At 57.6% G+C, this 20,938-nt stretch carries 20 protein-coding genes; 16 read left to right on the forward strand and 4 right to left on the reverse strand.

The features are described 5' to 3' along the window. Positions 1–56 precede the first annotated feature (56 nt). The gene (gene uvrB / locus JWR17_RS02330; RefSeq protein WP_299827914.1) at positions 57–2,072 is read right to left on the reverse strand and encodes an excinuclease ABC subunit UvrB; all 2,016 of its coding nucleotides are present in this window, start codon (positions 2,070–2,072) and stop codon (positions 57–59) included. A 329-nt stretch (positions 2,073–2,401) separates the two neighbouring features. Between uvrB and JWR17_RS02335 the strand changes: the two genes are divergently transcribed. Continuing rightward, positions 2,402–3,595 carry an amino acid aminotransferase gene (locus JWR17_RS02335; RefSeq protein ID WP_299827916.1) on the forward strand — a complete coding sequence of 398 codons (1,194 nt, stop codon included), beginning with the start codon at positions 2,402–2,404 and terminating at the stop codon, positions 3,593–3,595. A 150-nt stretch (positions 3,596–3,745) separates the two neighbouring features. Here the strand turns inward: JWR17_RS02335 and JWR17_RS02340 are convergent, their stop codons facing one another. Continuing rightward, positions 3,746–4,708 carry a 2-oxoglutarate and iron-dependent oxygenase domain-containing protein gene (locus tag JWR17_RS02340; protein WP_299827918.1) on the reverse strand — a complete coding sequence of 321 codons (963 nt, stop codon included), beginning with the start codon at positions 4,706–4,708 and terminating at the stop codon, positions 3,746–3,748. A 410-nt stretch (positions 4,709–5,118) separates the two neighbouring features. Here JWR17_RS02340 and hutH point away from each other — a divergent pair, with 410 nt between their 5' ends. The 12 genes from hutH to JWR17_RS02400 all read left to right on the forward strand — a co-directional run bounded on the left by hutH (position 5,119) and on the right by JWR17_RS02400 (position 16,329). Beyond that, positions 5,119–6,648: a histidine ammonia-lyase gene (hutH, locus tag JWR17_RS02345; RefSeq protein ID WP_299827920.1), complete on the forward strand. Its 1,530-nt coding sequence runs from the start codon at positions 5,119–5,121 to the stop codon at positions 6,646–6,648. 6 nt (positions 6,649–6,654) lie between these two features. Continuing rightward, a complete protein-coding gene (locus JWR17_RS02350) occupies positions 6,655–7,863 on the forward strand; it encodes an alpha-hydroxy acid oxidase (protein WP_299827922.1) in 1,209 nt (402 codons plus the stop codon). Continuing rightward, positions 7,856–9,232, forward strand: coding sequence for an FAD-binding oxidoreductase (locus JWR17_RS02355; protein WP_299827924.1), 1,377 nt, complete (start codon positions 7,856–7,858; stop codon positions 9,230–9,232). Before JWR17_RS02350 ends, JWR17_RS02355 begins: the two co-directional genes overlap by 8 nt. Before the next feature lie 124 nt (positions 9,233–9,356). Further along, positions 9,357–10,193, forward strand: coding sequence for a transporter substrate-binding domain-containing protein (locus tag JWR17_RS02360; protein ID WP_299827925.1), 837 nt, complete (start codon positions 9,357–9,359; stop codon positions 10,191–10,193). Between the two features lie 73 nt (positions 10,194–10,266). Further along, positions 10,267–10,926 (forward strand): amino acid ABC transporter permease, encoded by a 660-nt coding sequence (locus JWR17_RS02365; protein ID WP_299827927.1) that lies wholly within the window; start codon positions 10,267–10,269, stop codon positions 10,924–10,926. After that, positions 10,923–11,594 (forward strand): amino acid ABC transporter permease, encoded by a 672-nt coding sequence (locus JWR17_RS02370; protein ID WP_299827929.1) that lies wholly within the window; start codon positions 10,923–10,925, stop codon positions 11,592–11,594. Before JWR17_RS02365 ends, JWR17_RS02370 begins: the two co-directional genes overlap by 4 nt. Positions 11,595–11,650: 56 nt before the next feature. Beyond that, a complete protein-coding gene (locus JWR17_RS02375; protein ID WP_299827931.1) occupies positions 11,651–12,490 on the forward strand; it encodes an amino acid ABC transporter ATP-binding protein in 840 nt (279 codons plus the stop codon). Then, positions 12,487–13,623: a histidinol-phosphate transaminase gene (hisC, locus tag JWR17_RS02380; RefSeq protein ID WP_299827933.1), complete on the forward strand. Its 1,137-nt coding sequence runs from the start codon at positions 12,487–12,489 to the stop codon at positions 13,621–13,623. Before JWR17_RS02375 ends, hisC begins: the two co-directional genes overlap by 4 nt. Further along, on the forward strand, positions 13,623–14,360 hold the full coding sequence (gene hutC, locus JWR17_RS02385) for a histidine utilization repressor (RefSeq protein ID WP_299827935.1): 738 nt from the start codon (positions 13,623–13,625) through the stop codon (positions 14,358–14,360). Before hisC ends, hutC begins: the two co-directional genes overlap by 1 nt. A 103-nt stretch (positions 14,361–14,463) precedes the next feature. After that, a complete protein-coding gene (locus tag JWR17_RS02390) occupies positions 14,464–14,769 on the forward strand; it encodes a hypothetical protein (RefSeq protein ID WP_299827937.1) in 306 nt (101 codons plus the stop codon). Between the two features lie 285 nt (positions 14,770–15,054). Beyond that, positions 15,055–15,912, forward strand: coding sequence for a lipase family protein (locus JWR17_RS02395; RefSeq protein ID WP_299827939.1), 858 nt, complete (start codon positions 15,055–15,057; stop codon positions 15,910–15,912). A 183-nt stretch (positions 15,913–16,095) separates the two neighbouring features. Beyond that, complete coding sequence (locus JWR17_RS02400) at positions 16,096–16,329, forward strand: hypothetical protein (RefSeq protein ID WP_299827941.1); 234 nt, start codon at positions 16,096–16,098, stop codon at positions 16,327–16,329. Positions 16,330–16,422: 93 nt separating this feature from the next. On the opposite strand, the gene JWR17_RS02405 is transcribed toward JWR17_RS02400, so the two are convergent. Further along, complete coding sequence (locus JWR17_RS02405) at positions 16,423–16,686, reverse strand: DUF2790 domain-containing protein (protein ID WP_299827942.1); 264 nt, start codon at positions 16,684–16,686, stop codon at positions 16,423–16,425. A 261-nt stretch (positions 16,687–16,947) separates the two neighbouring features. Continuing rightward, positions 16,948–17,274, reverse strand: coding sequence for a thioredoxin family protein (locus tag JWR17_RS02410; protein ID WP_299827963.1), 327 nt, complete (start codon positions 17,272–17,274; stop codon positions 16,948–16,950). Between the two features lie 377 nt (positions 17,275–17,651). Between JWR17_RS02410 and JWR17_RS02415 the strand changes: the two genes are divergently transcribed. From JWR17_RS02415 to JWR17_RS02425, 3 genes are read left to right on the forward strand one after another with little or no spacing between them, the layout of a single operon-like run. Further along, positions 17,652–18,185, forward strand: coding sequence for a helix-turn-helix domain-containing protein (locus JWR17_RS02415; RefSeq protein WP_299827944.1), 534 nt, complete (start codon positions 17,652–17,654; stop codon positions 18,183–18,185). 7 nt (positions 18,186–18,192) lie between these two features. Next, positions 18,193–19,332 (forward strand): HlyD family secretion protein, encoded by a 1,140-nt coding sequence (locus JWR17_RS02420; protein ID WP_299827946.1) that lies wholly within the window; start codon positions 18,193–18,195, stop codon positions 19,330–19,332. Further along, a complete protein-coding gene (locus JWR17_RS02425) occupies positions 19,329–20,921 on the forward strand; it encodes a DHA2 family efflux MFS transporter permease subunit (RefSeq protein ID WP_299827947.1) in 1,593 nt (530 codons plus the stop codon). The genes JWR17_RS02420 and JWR17_RS02425 overlap by 4 nt, the downstream gene beginning before the upstream one ends. Positions 20,922–20,938: the final 17 nt, after the last annotated feature.

Here is a 20,938-nt window from a genome sequence, read left to right on the forward strand (position 1 = left end):
ATAATCATTGACTCGGATCGCAGGCTCCTACAGGCGGTTGACCAAGTGGATAGCCCTCAAACCACTAACAACCGCTCGCGCAACTTGCCGATTTCGTCGCGCATCTGTGCGGCAGCTTCGAATTCCAGGTCGCGGGCCAGTTGGTACATTTTCTCTTCCAACTGACGAATGCGTTTGGTGATCTCACTTGGCGAGCGCAGTTCGGCTTCGTATTTGGCGTTTTCCTCGGCGGCTTTGGCCATGCCTTTGCGCTTTTTACTGCGCGAACCGGGCACAGTTGCGCCTTCCATGATGTCGGCAACGTCCTTGATCACGCCTTTCGGTGTGATGCCATGTTCCAGGTTGTAGGCGATTTGTTTGTCGCGACGCCGGTCGGTTTCGCCAATGGCCCGCTCCATGGAACCGGTGATGCGGTCAGCGTAAAGAATCGCTCGGCCGTTGAGGTTACGGGCCGCACGACCGATGGTCTGGATCAGCGAGCGCTCCGAGCGCAAGAAGCCTTCTTTATCGGCATCAAGAATCGCCACCAGCGACACTTCCGGCATGTCCAGGCCTTCGCGCAGCAGGTTGATCCCGACCAACACATCGAACACACCCAAACGCAGGTCACGAATGATTTCGACCCGTTCCACGGTATCGATGTCCGAGTGCAGATAACGCACCCGGCAGCCGTGGTCGGCCAGGTAATCGGTAAGATCTTCAGACATACGTTTGGTCAAGGTCGTGACCAACACCCGCTCGCCCAGTGCGACGCGTTTGCCAATCTCCGACAGCAGGTCATCAACCTGGGTCAATGCCGGACGAATCTCGATTTGCGGATCAACCAGTCCGGTAGGCCGCACCAACTGCTCGATAACCCGTCCCGCGTGTTCCGCTTCATAGTTGCCCGGTGTCGCCGAAACGAAGATGGTTTGCGGGCTGACGCTTTCCCACTCGTCAAAGCGCATGGGCCGGTTATCCAGCGCCGACGGCAAGCGGAAGCCGTACTCCACCAGTGTTTCTTTACGCGAGCGGTCGCCCTTATACATTGCGCCCACTTGCGGCACGCTGACGTGGGATTCGTCGATTACCAGCAGCGCGTCGGCTGGCAAGTAATCGTACAAGGTGGGCGGCGGCGCGCCTGAAGGACGTCCGGACAGGTAGCGTGAATAGTTTTCGATGCCGTTGCAGTAACCCAGCTCAAGGATCATTTCCAGATCGAAACGAGTCCGCTGCTCCAGACGTTGCGCTTCCACCAACTTGTTATTGCTGCGCAGGTATTCCAAACGTTCCTGAAGCTCGACCTTGATGTGCTCCATGGCATCCACCAGGGTTTCCCGGGGGGTGACGTAGTGGCTTTTTGGATAGAACGTGAAGCGCGGCAGCTTTCGAATCACCTCACCGGTCAACGGATCGAACGCCGACAAGCTTTCTACCTCGTCATCGAACAGCTCGATGCGGATCGCTTCGAGGTCCGATTCCGCCGGGTAGATGTCGATCACGTCGCCACGTACGCGGAAGGTTGCCCGAGCAAAATCCATGTCGTTGCGGGTGTATTGCAGGTCTGCCAAACGCCGTAACAGCGCCCGCTGGTCGAGTTTGTCGCCGCGGTCGACGTGCAGCACCATCTTCAGATAGGTTTCCGGGCTGCCCAAACCGTAGATGCAGGAGACGGTGGTGACGATAATCGCGTCTTTGCGCTCCAGCAACGCTTTGGTGGCGGACAAACGCATCTGCTCAATGTGATCGTTGATCGACGCATCCTTCTCGATGAAGGTGTCCGACGATGGCACATAAGCTTCTGGCTGGTAGTAGTCGTAATAAGAAACGAAATATTCAACCGCGTTGTTCGGGAAAAACGCCTTGAACTCGCCGTACAACTGCGCGGCCAGGGTTTTGTTCGGCGCCAGGACCAGCGTCGGGCGCTGCACCTGAGCGATCACGTTGGCGATGCTGAAGGTCTTGCCGGAGCCTGTCACGCCCAGCAATGTCTGGTGCGCCAGCCCGGCTTCGATCCCTTCAACCATCAGGCGAATGGCCTCCGGCTGATCGCCAGCAGGTTGGAAACGGGTTACGAGCTGAAACTCGGACATAAAAGACCTCTGGGTTCATTTTGACGCAGTACTGCCGGACGAGACGAGAAAGCTGCGAACAATGGACGCCGCCGGAAATACAGGAACACACTACAAATGGAGTCAGTGGCGCGCCCTTTCAAGCGGTCGGAGTCATATGGGGTTAAACAATTGCCCTTGCCATTTTGTCCGGTACCAAAAAATAAACTGAAAAACCACTAAAAATGCCTCTTATCCTGTCGCCGCGCACAACGATGGCCTCTATACTAGCTCCCCGTTTGTGCACCGCTCTAGTGCAATCGGCCGGAGCGTTGTATCCCTTCACTCCTCCATTCAGAGCCGTCGCAAAAATGAGCCTGTTCTCCGCTGTCGAAATGGCACCCCGCGATCCAATCCTGGGCCTCAACGAAGCATTCAATGCCGACACCCGAACGCATAAGGTAAACCTTGGCGTGGGCGTGTACTGCAACGAAGAGGGGCGAATTCCACTCCTGCGTGCCGTTGCTGAAGCTGAAGCCATTCGCGTGGCTCAACACGCTGCTCGCGGTTACTTGCCCATCGACGGTATCGCCGCCTACGATTTGGCGGTACAAAAACTGCTGTTTGGCGCTGATTCGCCATTGCTGGCTTCGGGCCGGGTGCTGACTGTTCAGGCTGTCGGCGGTACCGGTGCATTGAAGATCGGCGCTGACTTCCTCAAGCAGCTCAAACCAGACGCCGTCGTCGCTATCAGCGACCCAAGCTGGGAAAACCACCGCGCCCTGTTCGAGACCGCCGGCTTCCCGGTACAGAACTATCGCTACTATGATGCGACCAGCCATGACGTAGACCGTTCCGGCATGTTGGAGGATTTGCAAAACCTGCCGTCCGGCTCGATCGTGGTGCTGCATGCGTGCTGCCATAACCCCACCGGCGTCGATCTGGCTCCAGAAGACTGGAAAAAAATCCTCGAAGTGCTCAAAGCCAAGGGCCACGTGCCGTTTCTGGACATGGCGTATCAGGGTTTCGGCGACGGTATTGATGAAGACGCGGCAGCTGTGCGCTTATTCGCCGAGTCGGGCCTGACCTTCTTCGCTTCCAGTTCGTTTTCGAAATCGTTCTCTTTGTACGGCGAACGCGTCGGCGCGCTGTCCATCGTGACCGATTCAAAGGACGAGACTGCCCGGGTACTGTCCCAGGTCAAACGCGTCATCCGCACCAACTACTCCAACCCACCGACCCACGGCGCGATTATCGTGGCTGCGGTGTTGAACAGCCCTGAGCTGCGTGGGGTATGGGAAGAAGAACTGGGGGAGATGCGCCTGCGAATTCGCGGCATGCGTCAGGCCATGGTTAATGGTCTTGCGGCATTGACTGACCGGGATTTCAGCTTCGTTGGTCGCCAACGCGGGATGTTCTCCTACTCCGGACTGACCAGCGAGCAAGTCGGCCGCCTGCAGACCGAGTTTGGTATCTATGCGCTGGACACCGGGCGCATTTGTGTTGCAGCGTTGAACAAGAACAACATTGATGCGGTAGTCAAGGCCATTGTTCAGGTGATTTAAGGCCTTGGTTTTGCGGTCGCTTCAACGTTATCGCCACACCGAGAATCTGTAGGAGCCAACGTGTTGGCGAGGCGGTATATCAGACATACCGCGGTTTTTTCTTACCAACAAGATGGCTCCTACACAGTTGTTTCCAGCCAACGATTCAATTCACCCCTTCTTCCGATACGCCATCGAGTCATCTATTCGCTTGAGTATGTAATCCCCCGCTGCGACTGGAGGGTACAAGCTGGTGGCGGCATCAATGCCCAGATCACACGGGTCGACCACGGCACTGTAGGTGGGGTCGAAGAAGGTCGCGATGGAATAGCGTTCGTGACCGGATTTATTGATGACCCGGTGCAAGGTCGAACGGAAGCGGTTGTTCGACCAATGCGCCAACAAGTCACCGACATTGACCACCAGGCTGCCCGGAATCGGCGTCGCGTCTATCCAGCTGTCGCTGCTTAATTCACGCACCTGCAAGCCGCCGCTGTTGTCTTGATACAGCAAAGTAATGCAGCCGTAGTCCGTGTGCGGGGCAACACCAAACTGATCAGCTTCAGCAATGGGTGGATGCGGTGGGTAATACACCATCTGCGTACGTTGCAGGGGCTTGTCATATTTGCCGCTGAAGAAATCGCTTTCGATGCCCAGCCCGGTCGCCACGGCCACCAACAGGTCAGCGCCCGCCTTGCCTATTTCGGTGTAGTACTGCCCCAGCGCGGCTTGCAGTTCCGGCATGAATTCAGGCCATTGGTTGGGACCGCGCAACGCCTCACCGGCCAAGACACTGGGATCGTTTTCAGGCAGTTCCAGGCCGATGCTGAAAAACTCCTTGAGATCCGGCTTGGTGGCTTCGTACATCAGCGCTCCGCCCAGCGCATGCCAGCCTCGGTGACGCTTGTTCACTGCCACTTGGCGTTTGGTCTCGGAGGGGTAGGCGAAAAACGTCTTCGCGGCGGCCATGGCGCGGTCAATCACGGCTTGCGGAACGCCATGGTTCACAATGTAGAAAAAGCCGATTTCACTGCAGGCCTGGCGAATCGCATCACCGGCGCGGCGGATACTGGCTTGATCACCCTCGCGAACACCGGACATATCGATCAATGGGAGATTGGCGCTGGCGGTCATGCTTGCTCCTGTTATTAAGGTCGAAAAGCGGTGTGTGACAGTGGATCAAACAGCGGTGGGACGAACCGGTATATACAGGCCTAAGCATTTACTGTGCCGTCGACTGTTGCCCTCGCTGCAAACGCTGGCGCCAACGCTCACCGGGCGCTGTTCAGGTCTCCAGAGCGGAAGTGCACCCGTGGCTCCGGGGTTTCTGTTTGCCCCAGCACTGTGCGGGGCGACCCCATTAGGTGCAACTTTTGGTGACAAGTGCGCTTGCAGCGCCCACCGGGACTTCTATTCGTTCAGGGGAAACAGCCCTGTGCAGACGCTTAAAGGCCATCCACTGACATATTGGCCTGCATCTTGCCTTACCTGTATATACAGGCTTATATCGCTCACTTCTCAACACCGAATTCAGGACAGTCCCTATGCAAGCGACACTGCTGCTTACGCCCGGCCAATTTACCCTCGAACAACTGCGCGCTGTCTATCAACAGCAAATACCGTTCGAACTTGACTCTGCGGCGCGTGAGGCAGTGGACGCCAGCACCCGCACGGTTAATGAAATCATTGCCAACCAGCGCACGGTATACGGCATCAACACCGGCTTCGGCCTGCTGGCGCGCACGTCCATTCCTACTGAATCACTGGCCAAGCTGCAACGCAACTTACTGTTGTCGCACTGCACCGGCACCGGTCCGCTGCTGGATGATGCCAGCGTCGCACTGATTATGGCCCTCAAGGTCGGCTCACTGGCGCGCGGGTTTTCAGGGATTCGCTGGGAAGTGATTCAGGCCCTCAGCGCGCTGTACGCGGCCAAGGTCTATCCATGCATCCCGTCCCAAGGTTCGGTGGGCGCGTCCGGCGACCTCGCGCCGCTGGCCCATATGTCGGCGGTATTGATCGGCATTGGCCGGGTGCGCCACGAAGGCCGGGAAATGGATGCGGTGGAAGGCTTGGCGCTGGCTGGCCTTGAACCCATGGTGCTTGGGCCAAAAGAAGGTCTGGCACTCATCAACGGCACCCAAGTGTCCACCGCCCTCGCCCTGCGCGGTTTGTTCGCCACTGAAAAGCTGTTTAGCGCCGCAGTCGTTGCCGGCAGCCTCAGCGTTGAAGCGCTCAAGGGTTCAGACGTACCGTTTGACGCGCGGATTCAAGCGGTGCGCGGTCAACCGGGACAAATTGATGTGGCCCAGTTCTATCGCGAACTGTTGGCCCAGAGTGAAATTCGTGAATCACACCGCGATTGCGACCGCGTCCAAGACCCGTACTCGCTGCGCTGCCAACCCCAAGTGATGGGCGCGTGCCTGGACCATATGCGCTTCGCCGCCACTGTTTTCCTGCGTGAAGCCAATGCGGTGTCCGATAACCCGCTGGTATTCAGTGCCGACGGCGACGTGCTGTCCGGCGGTAACTTCCACGCCGAGCCGGTGGCCATGGCCTCCGACGTATTGGCGCTGGCCATTTCTGAAATCGGTGCGCTGTCGGAACGGCGCATCGCGCAATTGGTGGACCCGGCATTGTCGGGCCTGCCAGCCTTTCTGGTCCGTGAAGGCGGTTTGAACTCCGGCTTCATGATTGCCCAAGTCACCGCTGCGGCTCTGGCTTCGGAAAACAAAACCCTCGCCCACCCGGCTTCTGTCGACAGCTTGCCGACCTCGGCCAACCAGGAAGACCACGTGTCGATGGCGACGTTCGCGGCCCGTCGCCTGCTGGACATGGCGGGTAACAGCAGCGCAGTGGTGGCCATCGAGGTGCTGGCTGCCGCCCAAGGCATCGATTTGCATGCGCCGTTGCACACCTCGCAATTGCTCGGCGAAGTAGTGGCAATGATCCGCAGCGAAGTCGCCCATTACGACGAAGACCGCTATTTCGCGCCGGACATTGCCGCCGCTCGGGCGTGGGTCGAAGGCGGCGCGTTTGGTCGGTGGTTGCCGTTCCAGCGTTTGCACGGTTAAGCCTTCATGCGCCGCTTTCATTCCGGCAGTGACTTTCGCCGTGCCCATAGCGTTGCCGAATTGGCCGCGATGGCCCGTCGCCGGTTGCCGAATTTCGCCTGGGAATATCTAGAAGGCGGCGCCGAAGAGGAAGTGACCCTCAGGCGCAATCGGCAGGCGTTTTCCGAGATTGGCTTGCTGCCACAGACCCTGGTGGCCTGCCATGAAACCCATACCCGGCGTTCGATTTTCGGCGCATCGATACCGCTGCCCATGATCATCGGCCCCACAGGCTATAACGGTATGCTCCATCGCGATGCCGATCTACACCTGGCGCGGGCAGCCACCAAGCGCGGCCTGCCGTTTACCCTGAGCACGGTGTCCACCAGCTCTCTGGAGCAAATAGTCGCGGCGGTGCCCGAGGTCAATTTATGGTTTCAGCTGTATTGCCTGCGCGACCCACGGGTGCAAACCGATTTGCTGCAACGGGCTGATGCTGTCGGTTGTAAAACCCTGTTATTGACCAGCGACGCCGTGCTGCTGGGCAATCGTGAATGGGACAAGCGTAACTTCGTCAAGCCACGGCATTTGAGCCTGCGCAACAAGTTTGACGTACTGCGCCATCCGCGCTGGTTCAAGCAAGCCGTGTGGCCACATGGCCTGCCGATCTTGGCAAATGTCGAACGCTATCTACCTGCCGACCAGCGCACCATCGAAGGCGCCGCGCACTTTATCGGGGCACAAATGGACACCGGCCTCGACTGGGAAGCCCTGGCGCGTCTACGTGACAGCTGGCCACACCAACTGGTGCTTAAGGGCGTGCTGCACCCTGCGGATGCGGAAAAAGCCGTGGCCCTGGGACTCGATGGTTTGGTGGTCAGCAATCATGGCGGACGCCAGCTCGACGGTGCGCCCGCCAGCATTGATTGCTTGCCGGCGATTGCCGCCGTTGCCAAGGGTAAACTGACCCTGCTGCTGGACAGCGGCGTGCGCCGTGGCACCGACATTCTCAAGGCCTGCGCGCTAGGCGCCGATGCCGTGCTACTCGGCCGTGCGACCTTGTATGGCGTGGCCGTGGGCGGTGAGGCCGGTGCCGGTCATGCACTGGATTTGCTGGCGCAGGAATTGCGTCTTGCACTGGCATTATTGGGCAAGCCGGACTTGGATCAACTCGACCGTCTCGACCTGCACGTCACGTCTAATTCACCCTTTTCCATGAGCCGAACCGATGAATGATCTGCAACAGACCCTCGATCAATTGCGCACCGCGCTGGGTGCAACGGCGGTGCTCACTGGCGCGGCAATCAGTCAACGGCATTACAGCGACTGGACCGGCCATGCGCCGGCGTGTCCGGCCGCGCTGCTGTTGCCGAGCTCCACCCAGCAGGTTGCCGACGCGCTGCGCATTTGCAACGCGGCGGGTCAATCGGTGGTGCCCCAAGGTGGCATGACCGGCCTGGCGGGGGGCGCTGTGCCACGGGAGACTGACATTGCGCTGTCATTGGAGCGCCTGCGCGGCATCGAAGAAATCGACTCAGCCGCCGCTACGGTCAGCGTCTGGGCCGGGACTACGCTTCAAGAGATTCAGCAGGCCGCGCTGGACGCCGGTTTCTTGTTTCCCCTGGACCTGGGCGCTCGCGGCTCGTGCCAGATCGGCGGCAATATCGCGACCAATGCCGGAGGCAACGCAGTGATCCGCTACGGCATGACTCGGGATCTGGTCCTGGGCCTTGAAGTGGTGTTGGCCGACGGTCGCGTGCTGAATTTGCTCAACAAGATGATCAAGAACAATTGTGGTTATGACCTGAAACAGTGCTTTATCGGCAGCGAAGGCACCCTTGGAGTGATCACCCGCGCCATTTTGAAGCTTGCGCCATTGCCGGGCGAAACCACCACCCTGCTCTGTGCCCTGCCCGACTATGCCAGCGCTGTCAGTTTGCTCCGAAGGTTGCAGCGTAGCGCCGGCACACCCCAGGCCTATGAACTGATGTGGCAAGACTTTTTCCGCCTCGGCGTGTCATGGCTGGAAAACCCTGTGCCGCCAATGTCAGACGAGCATCCGCTGTACGTGTTGTTTGAATCCGCCGGGCCGCGAGAAGTGCTGGAGCAGACGCTGGAGGCAGCACTTGAGGCCGGAGAAGTCATCGACGCGGTGTTAGCCAGTTCGCACACTCAGGCACGCGCCCTGTGGAAGATTCGTGAAGCCACGGGGGAGTTCCCGCTGCGCATGACCCCGCTGAATTTCGACGTCAGCCTGCCTATCGGACAGATCGGCGAGTTTGCCGAACTGTGTCGCCAACGCCTGGAACTTCGGTGGCCCGGTAACCACAGCGTGTATTTCGGCCACATCGGTGACAGCAACTTGCACCTGACGGTGGACTGTAATTCGTTGCCGCAACCGGCGCCGATTCTAGAGATTGAAGAACTGGTCTATACCGCTGTCGGCGAATTGGGCGGATCGGTGTCGGCTGAACACGGCATTGGCCTGCTCAAGCGCGAGTTTCTTCATCACTCGGTAGATGATCAGGCGCGTCAGGCGATGCAACAGCTCAAGGATTGCTACGACCCACGGGGCATCCTCAACCCTGGAAAAATTCTCGGCTGACGGTCATCGCTGGTTGTATATACGAGTATGGCACGCTAACTGCAGTCTCAACGAGCCACACCTTGCATCTTGATAAGAACCGCACAGCACCCAACAGCGTTCACTGCATCTGAAGGAGTCACCCATGCAACTCGATTCTCTGTTCAGTAAGACATTCAGCAGCCTCTGTGCTGCGATTGCTCTGGCCATCGTTCCTCTGGCGGCCCATGCCGATCAGTTGGCCGATGTTAAAAAAGCCGGTGAATTGGTAGTCGGCACCGAGCTGCAGTTCGCACCGTTCGACTTTACCGAGAACGGCAAGCAGAAAGGCATGAACTCCGAGCTGTTCGAGCAACTGGGCAAGGAATTGGGGGTTACGGTCAAGTTCCTCGATTTACCATGGCCGAGCGTATTGCCAGGCCTGGAAGCGAAGAAATTCGACATGGTTGCCGGCCCGATCATCGAGACCAAAGCGCGTAAAGAGCGTTATCACTTCGTGCTGCCAATCGCTGAAGCCACCGTCGCTTTGATGGCCGGTGCCAATGACGGGACCATCACCAAGCCTGAAGATATCTCCGGCAAAACCGTGGGTGCAGGCAAGGGTTCAGCTCAGTTGGAAGAACTCAAAGTATTCGCTGCTACCCTGCCACAAAAAGTCACGATTCGTGAATACGTCGATAACAACCAGGCCTACGCCGACCTTGCCGCCAAACGTATCGTTGCCGTGGCCAATTCCCTGCCGAACATTTCCTTTGTCGCGGCAGAGAAAAAGAACCTCTACAAAGTGGTTCAGCCTCCATTCGGCAAGAAGTCCTACTTCGCCTTTCTCGGTCGTAAAGATGCTGATGCTGACAGCCTGATCGCTGCATTGGACGCCGCCATGCTGAAAATGCATAACGATGGCCGTCTCGCCGCCCTGCAGAAAAAATGGCTGGGCGCTGAAATGGACGTGCCAAAAGCTGACTTCGACCCTTCCTGGTAACTCAGGTTTGCTGGTTGGATGAATGGATCGCCGGCCCGAAGGGGTCGGCGGTTATCGAAGGTGGAGTAACACGATGTTCGATTGGGCCCTTCTGCTGCAAAACGCTCCGCTATTGCTAAGCAGCCTGTTGGTGACGCTTGAAGTGTCCACGGCGGCATTGGCTATCGGGTTTGTGATTGGTGTGATTATCGGTAGCTGTCGGCTCTCCCCCGTGCCTGTGCTCAAACGTCTGGGCGGCGCCTATATTTTTGTGTTCCGCGGCATTCCGCTGCTGGTGCAGTTGCTGTTTATCTACTACTTCCTGCCGCGTATCGGCCTGCCGAATATGTCGCCCACGGCGGCGGCAGTCATCGGTCTGTCGTTGGCGGCCGGGGCTTACATAGCGGAAATCATGCGCGGGGGTTTTCTCGCAATTCCTGCCGGGCAACTGGAGGCCGCTGGCCTGCTGGGCATGAGCTCGGCGCAAATGCTGGTACGAATTCAAGTGCCCCAGGCCGTGCGCCTGACCCTGCCGGGACTGGTGAACGAAATGATTCTGCTGGTCAAAGCGTCGTCCCTGGTGTCGGTGGTCGGCCTCGCTGACCTGACCCGAACCGCGCAGAACATTGCTGCCAGCGATTACATGTTTGTTCAGGATTACCTGATGCTCGCTGGCTTCTATTGCTTGATCAACATTCCGCTGGCGTTCTTCGGTAGCTTGCTGGAACGCCATCTGAAGGAGCGAACCGCATGATCTTCGATCCCCGGATCATTACCGATCATTTAAGTGAGATCGGCGACGGTTTTCTGGTCACCCTCGGTACGTGGTCCACTGGCGTAGTCCTGGGTGTGCTGCTGGGCATGCTGATCGCGGTTGCGCAACTGTTCGGCAACAACCTGGTCCGCGCGCCGTTGCGGGTGTTTATCGAGATGATTCGAAGTACACCGTTTCTGGTGCAATTGTTTCTGGTGTATTACGGCGGGCCTTCGTTCGGCCTCAGCCTTGACCCGATCCCGGCCGGCATTCTTGGGCTGGGGATTTATGGCAGCGTGTATTTCGCCGAGATTTTCCGCAGCGGTTTTGAGTCGGTGGCCCGCGGGCAACTGGAAGCCGCCGATTGCCTGGGCATCAGCCGCCTGCAATGCATCGTGCGCATTCAAATCCCACAGATGCTGGTGATCATACTGCCAGCGTTGGTGAACATGGTCAGCGTGTTGTGCAAGGAAACCGCAGTGTTATCGATCATTACCATTCCCGAACTGACCATGGTCCTGACCGGCATCGGCTCGGAAACCTTCGCCTTCGTCGAGACGTTGCTGATGCTGTGCATCGGTTATCTGGTGTTGGTGGAGCTGTGCTCGCGACTGGGCATGTTCCTCGAAGTGCGGGTAGGCCGCTTCATGCAGAAGCAACCAAGATGAGCACGCTCGCGCAACCCACGGTGCGATTATTGGCAACAAAACAGTCAGGTGACGCAATGAAAACTCCCGAAGCACTTTCCGATAACGTCGAGCCGATGCTGAAACTGCGCGGTGTTGGCAAAAGCTTCGGCACCTTGCGCGTACTCAAAGGTATTGATTTGCAGGTTCGCCATTCCGAAGTGGTGTGCCTGATTGGCCCGTCGGGCTCGGGGAAAAGTACCCTGCTGCGGAGCATGGCGTTTCTCGAAGAGTACGACGAAGGCGAGATTCACATCGAAGGATTGCTGCTCGGCTGGGTGCCGGATAACGGCAAGGGCCGCAAACGTGCAGCGCAATCACAGATCAACCAGGCACGGCGTAATGTCGGCATGGTGTTTCAACAGTTCAACCTGTGGCCGCACATGACCGCCATGGGCAATGTTTGCGAAGCGCTGCTGCGGGTGCGCAAGCTGTCGGGTGATGAAGCACGCAAACGTGCCATGGCCATGCTGGATAAAGTCGGCCTGGCCCACAAAGGTGACGCCTACCCGGCGCAACTGTCCGGCGGTCAACAGCAGCGTGTGGCCATTGCCCGGGCACTGGCCATGGAACCGCACATCATGCTGTTCGATGAGCCTACGTCGGCCCTCGACCCGGAACTGGTGGGCGAAGTGTTGCAAGTCATGAAGACCTTGGCTAAAGAAGGCATGACCATGGTGGTTGTGACCCATGAAATGGGCTTTGCGGCGCAGGTAGCGGACTCGGTGGTGTTTCTGGATCAAGGCGAAGTGGTGGCTCGCGGCACGCCCCACGAGATATTCCATAACGCCCAGCACCCGCGCTTACAGCAATTTCTACAGAACTACCTGGACCGCAATGCGTTCTGGCAGGACACCAAAGAGGTTAACCCGGCATGAAGGCTTCCGACTTGACGTTACTGGCCCGCGCTGAAGTGCGCGGGCTCGCCAGCTACAACGCGGGCCTCAGCTCGGACGCCGTACGCAAGCGTTTCGGCCTGACCCGGATTGCCAAACTCGGCAGCAATGAAAACCCGTTGGGCCCGGCCCCTGCCGTTGCCGTCGCCATGGCCAAGGCGTGCGCGGACATTGCCTTGTACCCGGACGCCAGTTGTCAGGCATTACGCGATGCGCTTTCGCACAAATTGGCGGTTCCAGGGGATCATCTGGTGTTTGGCAATGGCTCGGAAGACCTGCTGAGTATCATCAGTCGGGTGTTTCTCGACCACGATGATGAAGTCGTCACCGTGGTGCCGTCTTTCGGCCTGCATTTTATCTACCCGCTGGCCACCGGCGCCCACGTGATTGGCGTACCAATGACCGCCAGCGGCGCCTTCGACGTGGCGGCAATGATCGCAGCCATCACTCCGCGCACCCGTTTGTTAATGTTTTCGTGCCCGTCCAACCCGGTTGGCTGCACCCTCAACGGCGACGAACTGCAACAACTGCTGGACGCCTTGCCCGCGCACTGCTTGTTGGTGTTCGACGAGGCCTATTACGAATACGCGCAATACGAACGTGGTTACCCAGACTGTTTGAGCCTGATCCAAGCCTGCGGCAAGCCGTTCGTCTTGCTACGGACCTTTTCCAAGGCCTATTCATTGGCCGGCCTGCGGATCGGTTACGGCATCGTTAGCGATCCGGCGTTGGCTGACTTGATCGATCGTTTGCGCACCCCCTTCAATGTCAACCGTATTGCTCAAGCCGCCGCTGTGGCCGCGTTGGCCGATGATGCGCATTTACAAGCAACCCTTGAGCACGTTGCCCGGGAACGCCAGCGCATGGTTGCTGAGCTGCAGGTGCTGGGTGTCGATTGCGTACCGTCCATGGCAAACTTTTTGTTCTTCAACACAGCGTTCAACGCCGAAACGGTGAATCAATCGTTACTGCGTCAAGGGGTGATTCTCAAACCGTGGCGTGAAGCGGGTTATACCGATTACCTGCGGGTATCGGTGGGCAGTCGCGAAGACAACGATTTATTTCTACAAGCCTTGGCCAACGCGCTCGTTGAACAACAGACGCGGAGCGCCTGATGAATAAAACCGCACCGCAAGCCCTGTATCGGCGCGCGAAGGACTTTGTGCAAGGCAAGCTTCGCACCGGCGAATGGACCCCAGGCGACTTGATCCCTTCGGAAAACCGCTTGGTGCAAGAGCTGGGCATGTCGCGCATGACAGTTAATCGGGCGTTGCGCGAGCTTACCGAAGAAGGTCATTTGGTCCGCGTATCGGGTGTGGGTACGTTCGTTGCGGAGAGTAAGCCGCAGTCCAACTTGCTGCGCATTACCGCCATCGCCGATGAGATTACCGCTCGCGGTCACCGTTACTCGTGCCAGGTCCTGCATCTCGGTCGGGAAGCGGCGTCAATGGCGGTCGCGGCGGCGCTCGCCCTGCCTACGGGTACGTCAGTGTTTCATCTGCTGTGTGTGCACAGCGAAGAAGGCGTGCCGGTGCAGTTAGAAGACCGTTACGTTAATCCCGAGTTGGTGCCCGACTTCTTGCAGCAATCGTTTGGCGAGCAGTTGCAACCGGCCAAATACCTGCTGAATGTGATTCGTCCCGACGAAATGGAGCACATCGTTGAGGCGAGCCACCCCAGCGGCGATGAAAGCAAGCACATGCAGATCGACGCCAACGAGCCGTGTCTGGTACTGATGCGCCGCACCTGGAGCGCCAGCAAAATCGTGACCTATGTGCGCTTGATCCACCCCTCCTCCCGCTACCGACTGGGCAGCCGCCTGCCGGTCAATGGTGCGCACCGCGACAGCTAAGGACTGCAGCGCAACGGACGACCGGTCGAAAAAATGATCGAACGTCCAGAGATGTGCAGCCTCGTAGTTAGGTCACTCCTGAGAAACCTGATAAGAGGTGCACATGGCTACTCACGACGACGTACAAGATCAACGACCCGCGACGCCTTCCCCGGCCGGCGAACGTAACGATCCTGCTATAGACCCCATCACCCCTGATCACGACTTGGGCGACGGACCGCAGTTTGATGAAGACGCTACACAGGCTGCGGACAAAGATGATCTGGAGTTGGAGAAACTGCACACGGCTGCGGAAAATCCGTTCTCCCCGGAGGCTGATTCCGTTAAGGACACCGAGGAAGAACGCGCTCAACAGCGGCGTGAGCAAGGTATCGAAACTGATGCCGATATTGATACTGACGGAGGCTAGAGGTTTAATAGCGCTTGATTGGCCCGGGCGTTCGCTGAATGCCCGCGCCAGGTATCGACCACTAAAGTCACTCAAGCGAAGGTAGATACATTCATTTGAGCGGACAGTTATTAAACGGGTATTAACTCGATTGGTAGTAACATATGTAACTGGTATTAACCTGACCGGAGCATCGTCGCCGTCGATTGATGCCCCTTAACCGGCCCGTCTTGTTGTCGCATCTTGACTGCTGAACAGTTGAGTTTGAAAGCCGAACATGCTGAGTTTCGCCTGGAGCGAACATTGATGCTGGCTCTCGACTACGATCCGTCACAAACCGCACTCTACCATCCAGAAGCCCTACCCTCATTGCTGGGTTCCATGCAAGCACGGGACGAATTAACCCTGGCTGTTGAGGCCGCGAGATTGGCCTACCTACGCTTCGAAGACATCCACACCGGGCGACCGGCGCTGGCGACGTTATTGTCGGTGCAAGGTTTCGGGCAGCCGGTGATTTTCCGCCATGCAGCCACCGACAGCGAAGGCTTTGGCGCCCTGCGTAAGGACGGCAGCGCGTTGATTGCCTTACGCGGCACGCAAATCGACCATATAAATGAAGTGCTTTCTGACCATCAAGTGGTCCGTATGGGCTGGCCCTTGGGTGCTGGCAAGGTTCACAGCGGGTTCGCCAATGCGGCGCTGGAACTATGGCCGTCCATCGAGACGTGGCTGAAACAAACGGCACGACAACGCAGGTCGCTGACCATCACCGGGCATGGTCTGGGCGCAGCAATAGCAACCCTATTGGCTGAGCCCGTTGAGGCCGATTTTCTGGTGGCCCTCGGTTCACCCCGTGTGGGTGACTCGGGTTTCGCCGAGCATGTGTCAGCCAACAGCCGCTTGCGTGTAGCCAGGCTGGTGGACTGTTGCGATGTGGTCACCGAACTGGTCCCGGCCAGCCTCGGTTTCAAGCATATCCACGGGCTGGGTTATATCGACCGATTCGGTGTATTTCAGGACGATCTGTCGTCGACGCTTATTCATCAGGACCAGCAGGAAGCGCGCTTCGACTACCTGGCGCGGTATGCGGATAACGCTGAAAACCTGTTTTTACGCGATTGGGCTGATCATTCACCGATTAACTATGTGCGGGCGTTTTGGTGAGGTAACGGCTTTGTCTGGGCAAGGGGATTATTCCCCCTCGCAAACTGCCGGTCCCTGGCCTACCATCGCGCCCTGTGGTTTTTACGCAGTACCCCGCTTAAAGGAATTGATCATGATTGACCAACACCGCATGCAGCCTTGCCACGTCGACCACGCCATGAACCCTCAGCAAGGGGTCGGACAATGAGCCTCGACGGTATCGCGCTACCGAAGGGCGTCATGCCAGACGCCGAAAAATTGCTGGACGCTATCACTCAGGCAGGCACCGCAGAAGAGTTGAATCGCGCGGGCGGCAAGGCCGAGGGGTTTGTTTTCGGATTGGAGAGTGGCAAGGCGATTAAAAGTCAGGTAGCCGAGCGTCTCTATGTGGCGTACGACGATGCGTGCAGTCAGCGCTCAACGGAGTTATCTGCTTAATTATTCCCAGACGTACAAAAAAAGGCGCTGCATGACAGGGCCTTTTTTAATATCTTTAGTTTAAGTATCGGCAATTAAAACCTCGAAGTTAGATTAACCGTTCGAACAGCCAGTGCCCATTTCCAGGTATTGGACAATATGCTCTTTGCCAGTCGAGTCCAGGAAGTCCATTTGCACCGGGCCGGCTTCACAGCCCGATGAAACCTGGCTGACTGACAGGACTTTCGCAATATCGAGGTTCATTGAGTAAGTGTACTGCTCTACGGCCTGTTGCTGATGCGCAGTGGCTTCAACATTCTCATCGGCCATGGTAACTGCAGACACACTCATCAACAACATCAACACTGAAGCTTTCATCTTGGTAATCCTTTTAGTGCAGGAATTGCAAACAGCCGGGTTCATCACAAGGTTTTTGCACGCTTGGGTGATTCAATTGTTTGCTGGGTTTTTACTGTTTGGCGAGGAGAATAATAGGCCGCGCGCCTAGTGAGACACAGCCCCGTTCTGGACAAAGACTATCTGCTTTTTTGATAACAATACGTAAGTGAACAATCAAAACCGGGCTAACCAATAAAACACCGTCCCGCGTCAACGTGGTCATTCAAGGTGTTGTTGCCATCAGCACTCGCCGGTGAGTTGTTCGAAGGCTTCTTCGATTTCACTGAGGTGGGTGGGCCGCACAAGACGAGCGAGGGGTTTGCCATCGCAGAGGAAGATCAACGTTGGCCACAGCTTGACCTGAAACGAACGCCCCAAACGACGGCCGCTGCCGTCCTCTATTTTCAGGTGACGGACCTGCGGGTAATCCGCGATCACTTCCTTCAACAGCGGCTGTGCCGCCTTGCAGTGGCCGCACCATGCAGTGCCAAACTCGATCAATGTTGGACCTTGCAGCGCGTCGACCTCTGCGCGACTGGGCTCGGTTTCGGCGTAAGTGGTGGTCATGCTCATGGGGTTCTCCTGATAGTTCGTCAGCATACATAAATTCTGTAGGAGCCAACTTGTTGGCGAGGCGGTCGTTCAGCAGACCGCGTCAGACCTCTCGCCAACACGTTGGCTTTTATCAAACAGCGCATAACTTATTGATTTAACAATAATTAGTAGTTTTTGTGTTTGCTGCGCGACAGCGCGGCGCCGGAGACGTGGCGGACGCTCCAATAGAGATCCTCGGCGTTCGTGGTCATCGTTTCAACCACCCTTTTAGGTTTTCTGCACGAAAAGCCAGGCGATCAAAGGTCAATCGTGTGAGTTGCATGATGCTAGTGACCTCTATATATTACGACCATGATCTAATGAAACATCTTGAAACGGTGCTGACGACCATGAAGAGAAAAAGCTTTGAGTCTATGCAATGTCCTATTGCTCGCGGCCTTGAGCACGTAGGTGAATGGTGGAATATCTTGATCTTGCGTGATGCCTATTACGGCCTGAGTCGCTTCGACGAATTTCAGAAAAGCCTCGGTATTACCCCGACTACATTGACCCGCCGCCTTAACGACCTGGTGGACGGTGGGTTGCTCGAACGACGCCTGTACTGCGAAAAACCTCCGCGCCACGACTATGTATTAACCCCTCGCGGTCGTGATTTTCGGCCGGTGTTGCTGACGTTGATGGAGTGGGGCAATACCCATTTCTCGCCGGAAGGTAAAAGCGTTTTTCTCGCTGACGAAACCAGCGGCGAACCCGTGCGCCTTGCGCTGATCGACGCCAACACCGGCAAAAAAATCAACCGTGGACAACACGCGATTCGCGCCGGTGAAGCGGCCAGCGAAAAGGTTTATCAACGTCTCGAAAACGGACGTTTACGTCGTCTGGCCGACCGCCAATCACTCTCCCCCCCTACATCCAACGGATGAACCTGTAATGAATAGCTCAACTGACGTGGGTGAAACCGGCTCAGCGGTCGTCCAGAAAAAACACAGCCTGACGCTCAAGCGTGTGCTGTTGATCGTTGTGGCAATAGCGGCGTTGGTGTTTGCGGCGTTTTTTGCCGGGCGCTGGTGGACCATGGGGCGCTTTATCGAGTCCACCGACGATGCGTATATCGGTGGCGACGTCACGGTGATCGGACCGAAGGTTTCCGGCTACATCATCGAGCTGAAAGTTATCGACAACCAGCGGGTACGCGCCGGAGATTTACTGGTGAAAATCGACGACCGTGACTACGTTGCGGCGTTGCACAAGGCCGAAGGCGCGGTGGCGGCACAGGAAGCACTGCTGGCCAATCTGGACGCTACTGAGCAACTGCAATACGCGGTGATTGGCCAGGCCAAAGCCAGTATTGATGCGACCACGGCCGAAACCGTCCGCTCTCGCGATGACCAGACGCGCTACCAGAAACTGGTGGGGCAGCAAGCGGTGTCGGTTGAAAGTGCCCAACGTGCCGACGCAACGTTCAAGACCGCCCAGGCCAATGGCATCAAAGCCCAGGCTTCAATGCTGGCGACTCAACGGCAAATCACCGTGATTTCTACCCAGAAGCAACAGGCCCGAGCCGCATTGATGCAGGCCAAGGCCGAGCGCGACATGGCGCAGTTGAATGTGGGTTATACCGAACTACGCGCCCCGGTGGACGGCATGATCGGTAATCGTCGTGCCCGGGTCGGTGCATTTGCTGCTGCCGGCTCACAGTTGCTTTCAGTAGTCCCGGCCAATGGTTTGTGGGTCGACGCCAACTTTAAAGAAGACCAACTGGCACACATGACGCCAGGGCAAGCGGTAACGATTCGTGCGGACGTGCTGCCAGGCCATGAGTTCCACGGGCACCTGGACAGCCTCGCGCCTGCTACGGGCTCGCAATTCAGCGTGCTGCCACCGGAAAACGCCACCGGCAACTTCACCAAAATAGTGCAGCGGGTACCGGTCCGGGTTCATCTGGATGAGGCCGACGGGGTTCTTGGCCATTTGCGTCCGGGCTTGTCGGTCACGGCTGACGTGGACACCCGCGATGAGTCAACCGGCTCTGCCCGCCCAGTGATCGTCAATCAGGCCGGCGCGCCATGAGCGCCACCCTCGCAGCACCGGCCAAACCATTTGATGCGGCGTCCATGGCCACCGCAACCAAGGTGTTCGCTTTCGCCAGCATGTGCATCGGCATGTTCATTGCGCTGCTGGATATTCAAATCGTTTCGGCCTCGCTGCGAGATATCGGCGGTGGTTTGTCCGCCGGTACAGATGAAACCGCGTGGGTGCAAACCAGTTACTTGATCGCAGAAATCGTGGTTATTCCGCTGTCGGGCTGGTTGTCTCGAGTGTTCTCGACCCGTTGGCTGTTTTGTGCTTCGGCGGTGGGTTTCACCTTGGCCAGCCTGCTGTGCGGCGCGGCCTGGAACATCCAGAGCATGATTGCCTTTCGGGCGCTGCAGGGTTTTCTCGGTGGTTCGATGATCCCGTTGGTGTTTACCTCGGCGTTCATGTTCTTCACCGGCAAACAAAAAGTCATTGCGGCATCGACCATCGGCGCCATCGCGTCATTGGCACCGACCCTTGGCCCGGTAATAGGCGGCTGGATCACCGACGTTTCATCCTGGCACTGGTTGTTCTACATCAACTTGGTACCGGGTATTTTCGTCGCCGTGGCAGTCCCCATTCTTGTGCGTATCGACCAGCCGGATCTCTCCCTGCTCAAAGGCGCGGACTACCTGAGCATGGTGTTCATGGCGCTGTTTCTCGGCTGCCTGGAATATACCTTGGAGGAAGGTCCACGCTGGAATTGGTTCAGCGACCGTACGATTTTGACCACGGCCTGGATTTCTGCGGTGTCGGCTGTGCTGTTTATCAGTCGCACGCTGTTGGTGAGCAACCCGATCGTCGATCTGCGAGCGCTCAAAGACCGCAATTTCGCCCTGGGTTGTTTCTTCTCCTTCGTCACGGGTATCGGCCTGTTTGCCACCATTTACCTGACCCCGCTGTTCCTCGGGCGAGTCCGTGGCTTCAGCGCACTGGACATCGGCCTGGCGGTATTTTCTACCGGCGTCTTTCAGATCATGGCGATTCCGCTTTATGGTTTTTTGGCCAATCGCGTCGATTTACGCTGGATCATGATGTTTGGCCTGGGGCTGTTCGCCCTCTCCATGTGGGATTTTTCGCCGATCACCCATGATTGGGGCGGTCGCCAGTTGATCCTGCCACAAGCGTTGCGCGGTATTGCACAGCAACTGGCGGTACCACCGGCCGTGACCCTGACCCTGGGTGGCTTGGCCATGTCGCGCCTTAAACAGGCGTCGGGGCTGTTCAACTTGATGCGCAACCTGGGCGGCGCCATCGGCATCGCAGCCTGTGCGACGATTTTGAACGACCGCACCAACCTGCACTTCACGCGCCTGGCTGAACATTTGAACAGCACTAACGAAGCCATGAATCAGTGGCTGACGCAGGTCGGCGGCAACCTTGCCACGTTGGGCCAAACCGGCAGCGAAGGCGTTACTGGGGCCTTGCAACAACTGTGGTTGCTGACGTATCGCGAGGCGCAAACCCAGACCTATTCCGATGCATTTCTGGCGATCATGGTGTGCTTCATTATTGCCACCGCGATGGTTCCACTGATGCGCAAAGTGGTTCCGCCTGCCGCGCCGTCACCGGACGCCCATTGAGACCGTCATGAACCTGC

The sequence above is a fragment of the Pseudomonas sp. genome, from assembly GCF_028293835.1.
Taxonomy (GTDB): Bacteria; Pseudomonadota; Gammaproteobacteria; order Pseudomonadales; family Pseudomonadaceae; genus Aquipseudomonas.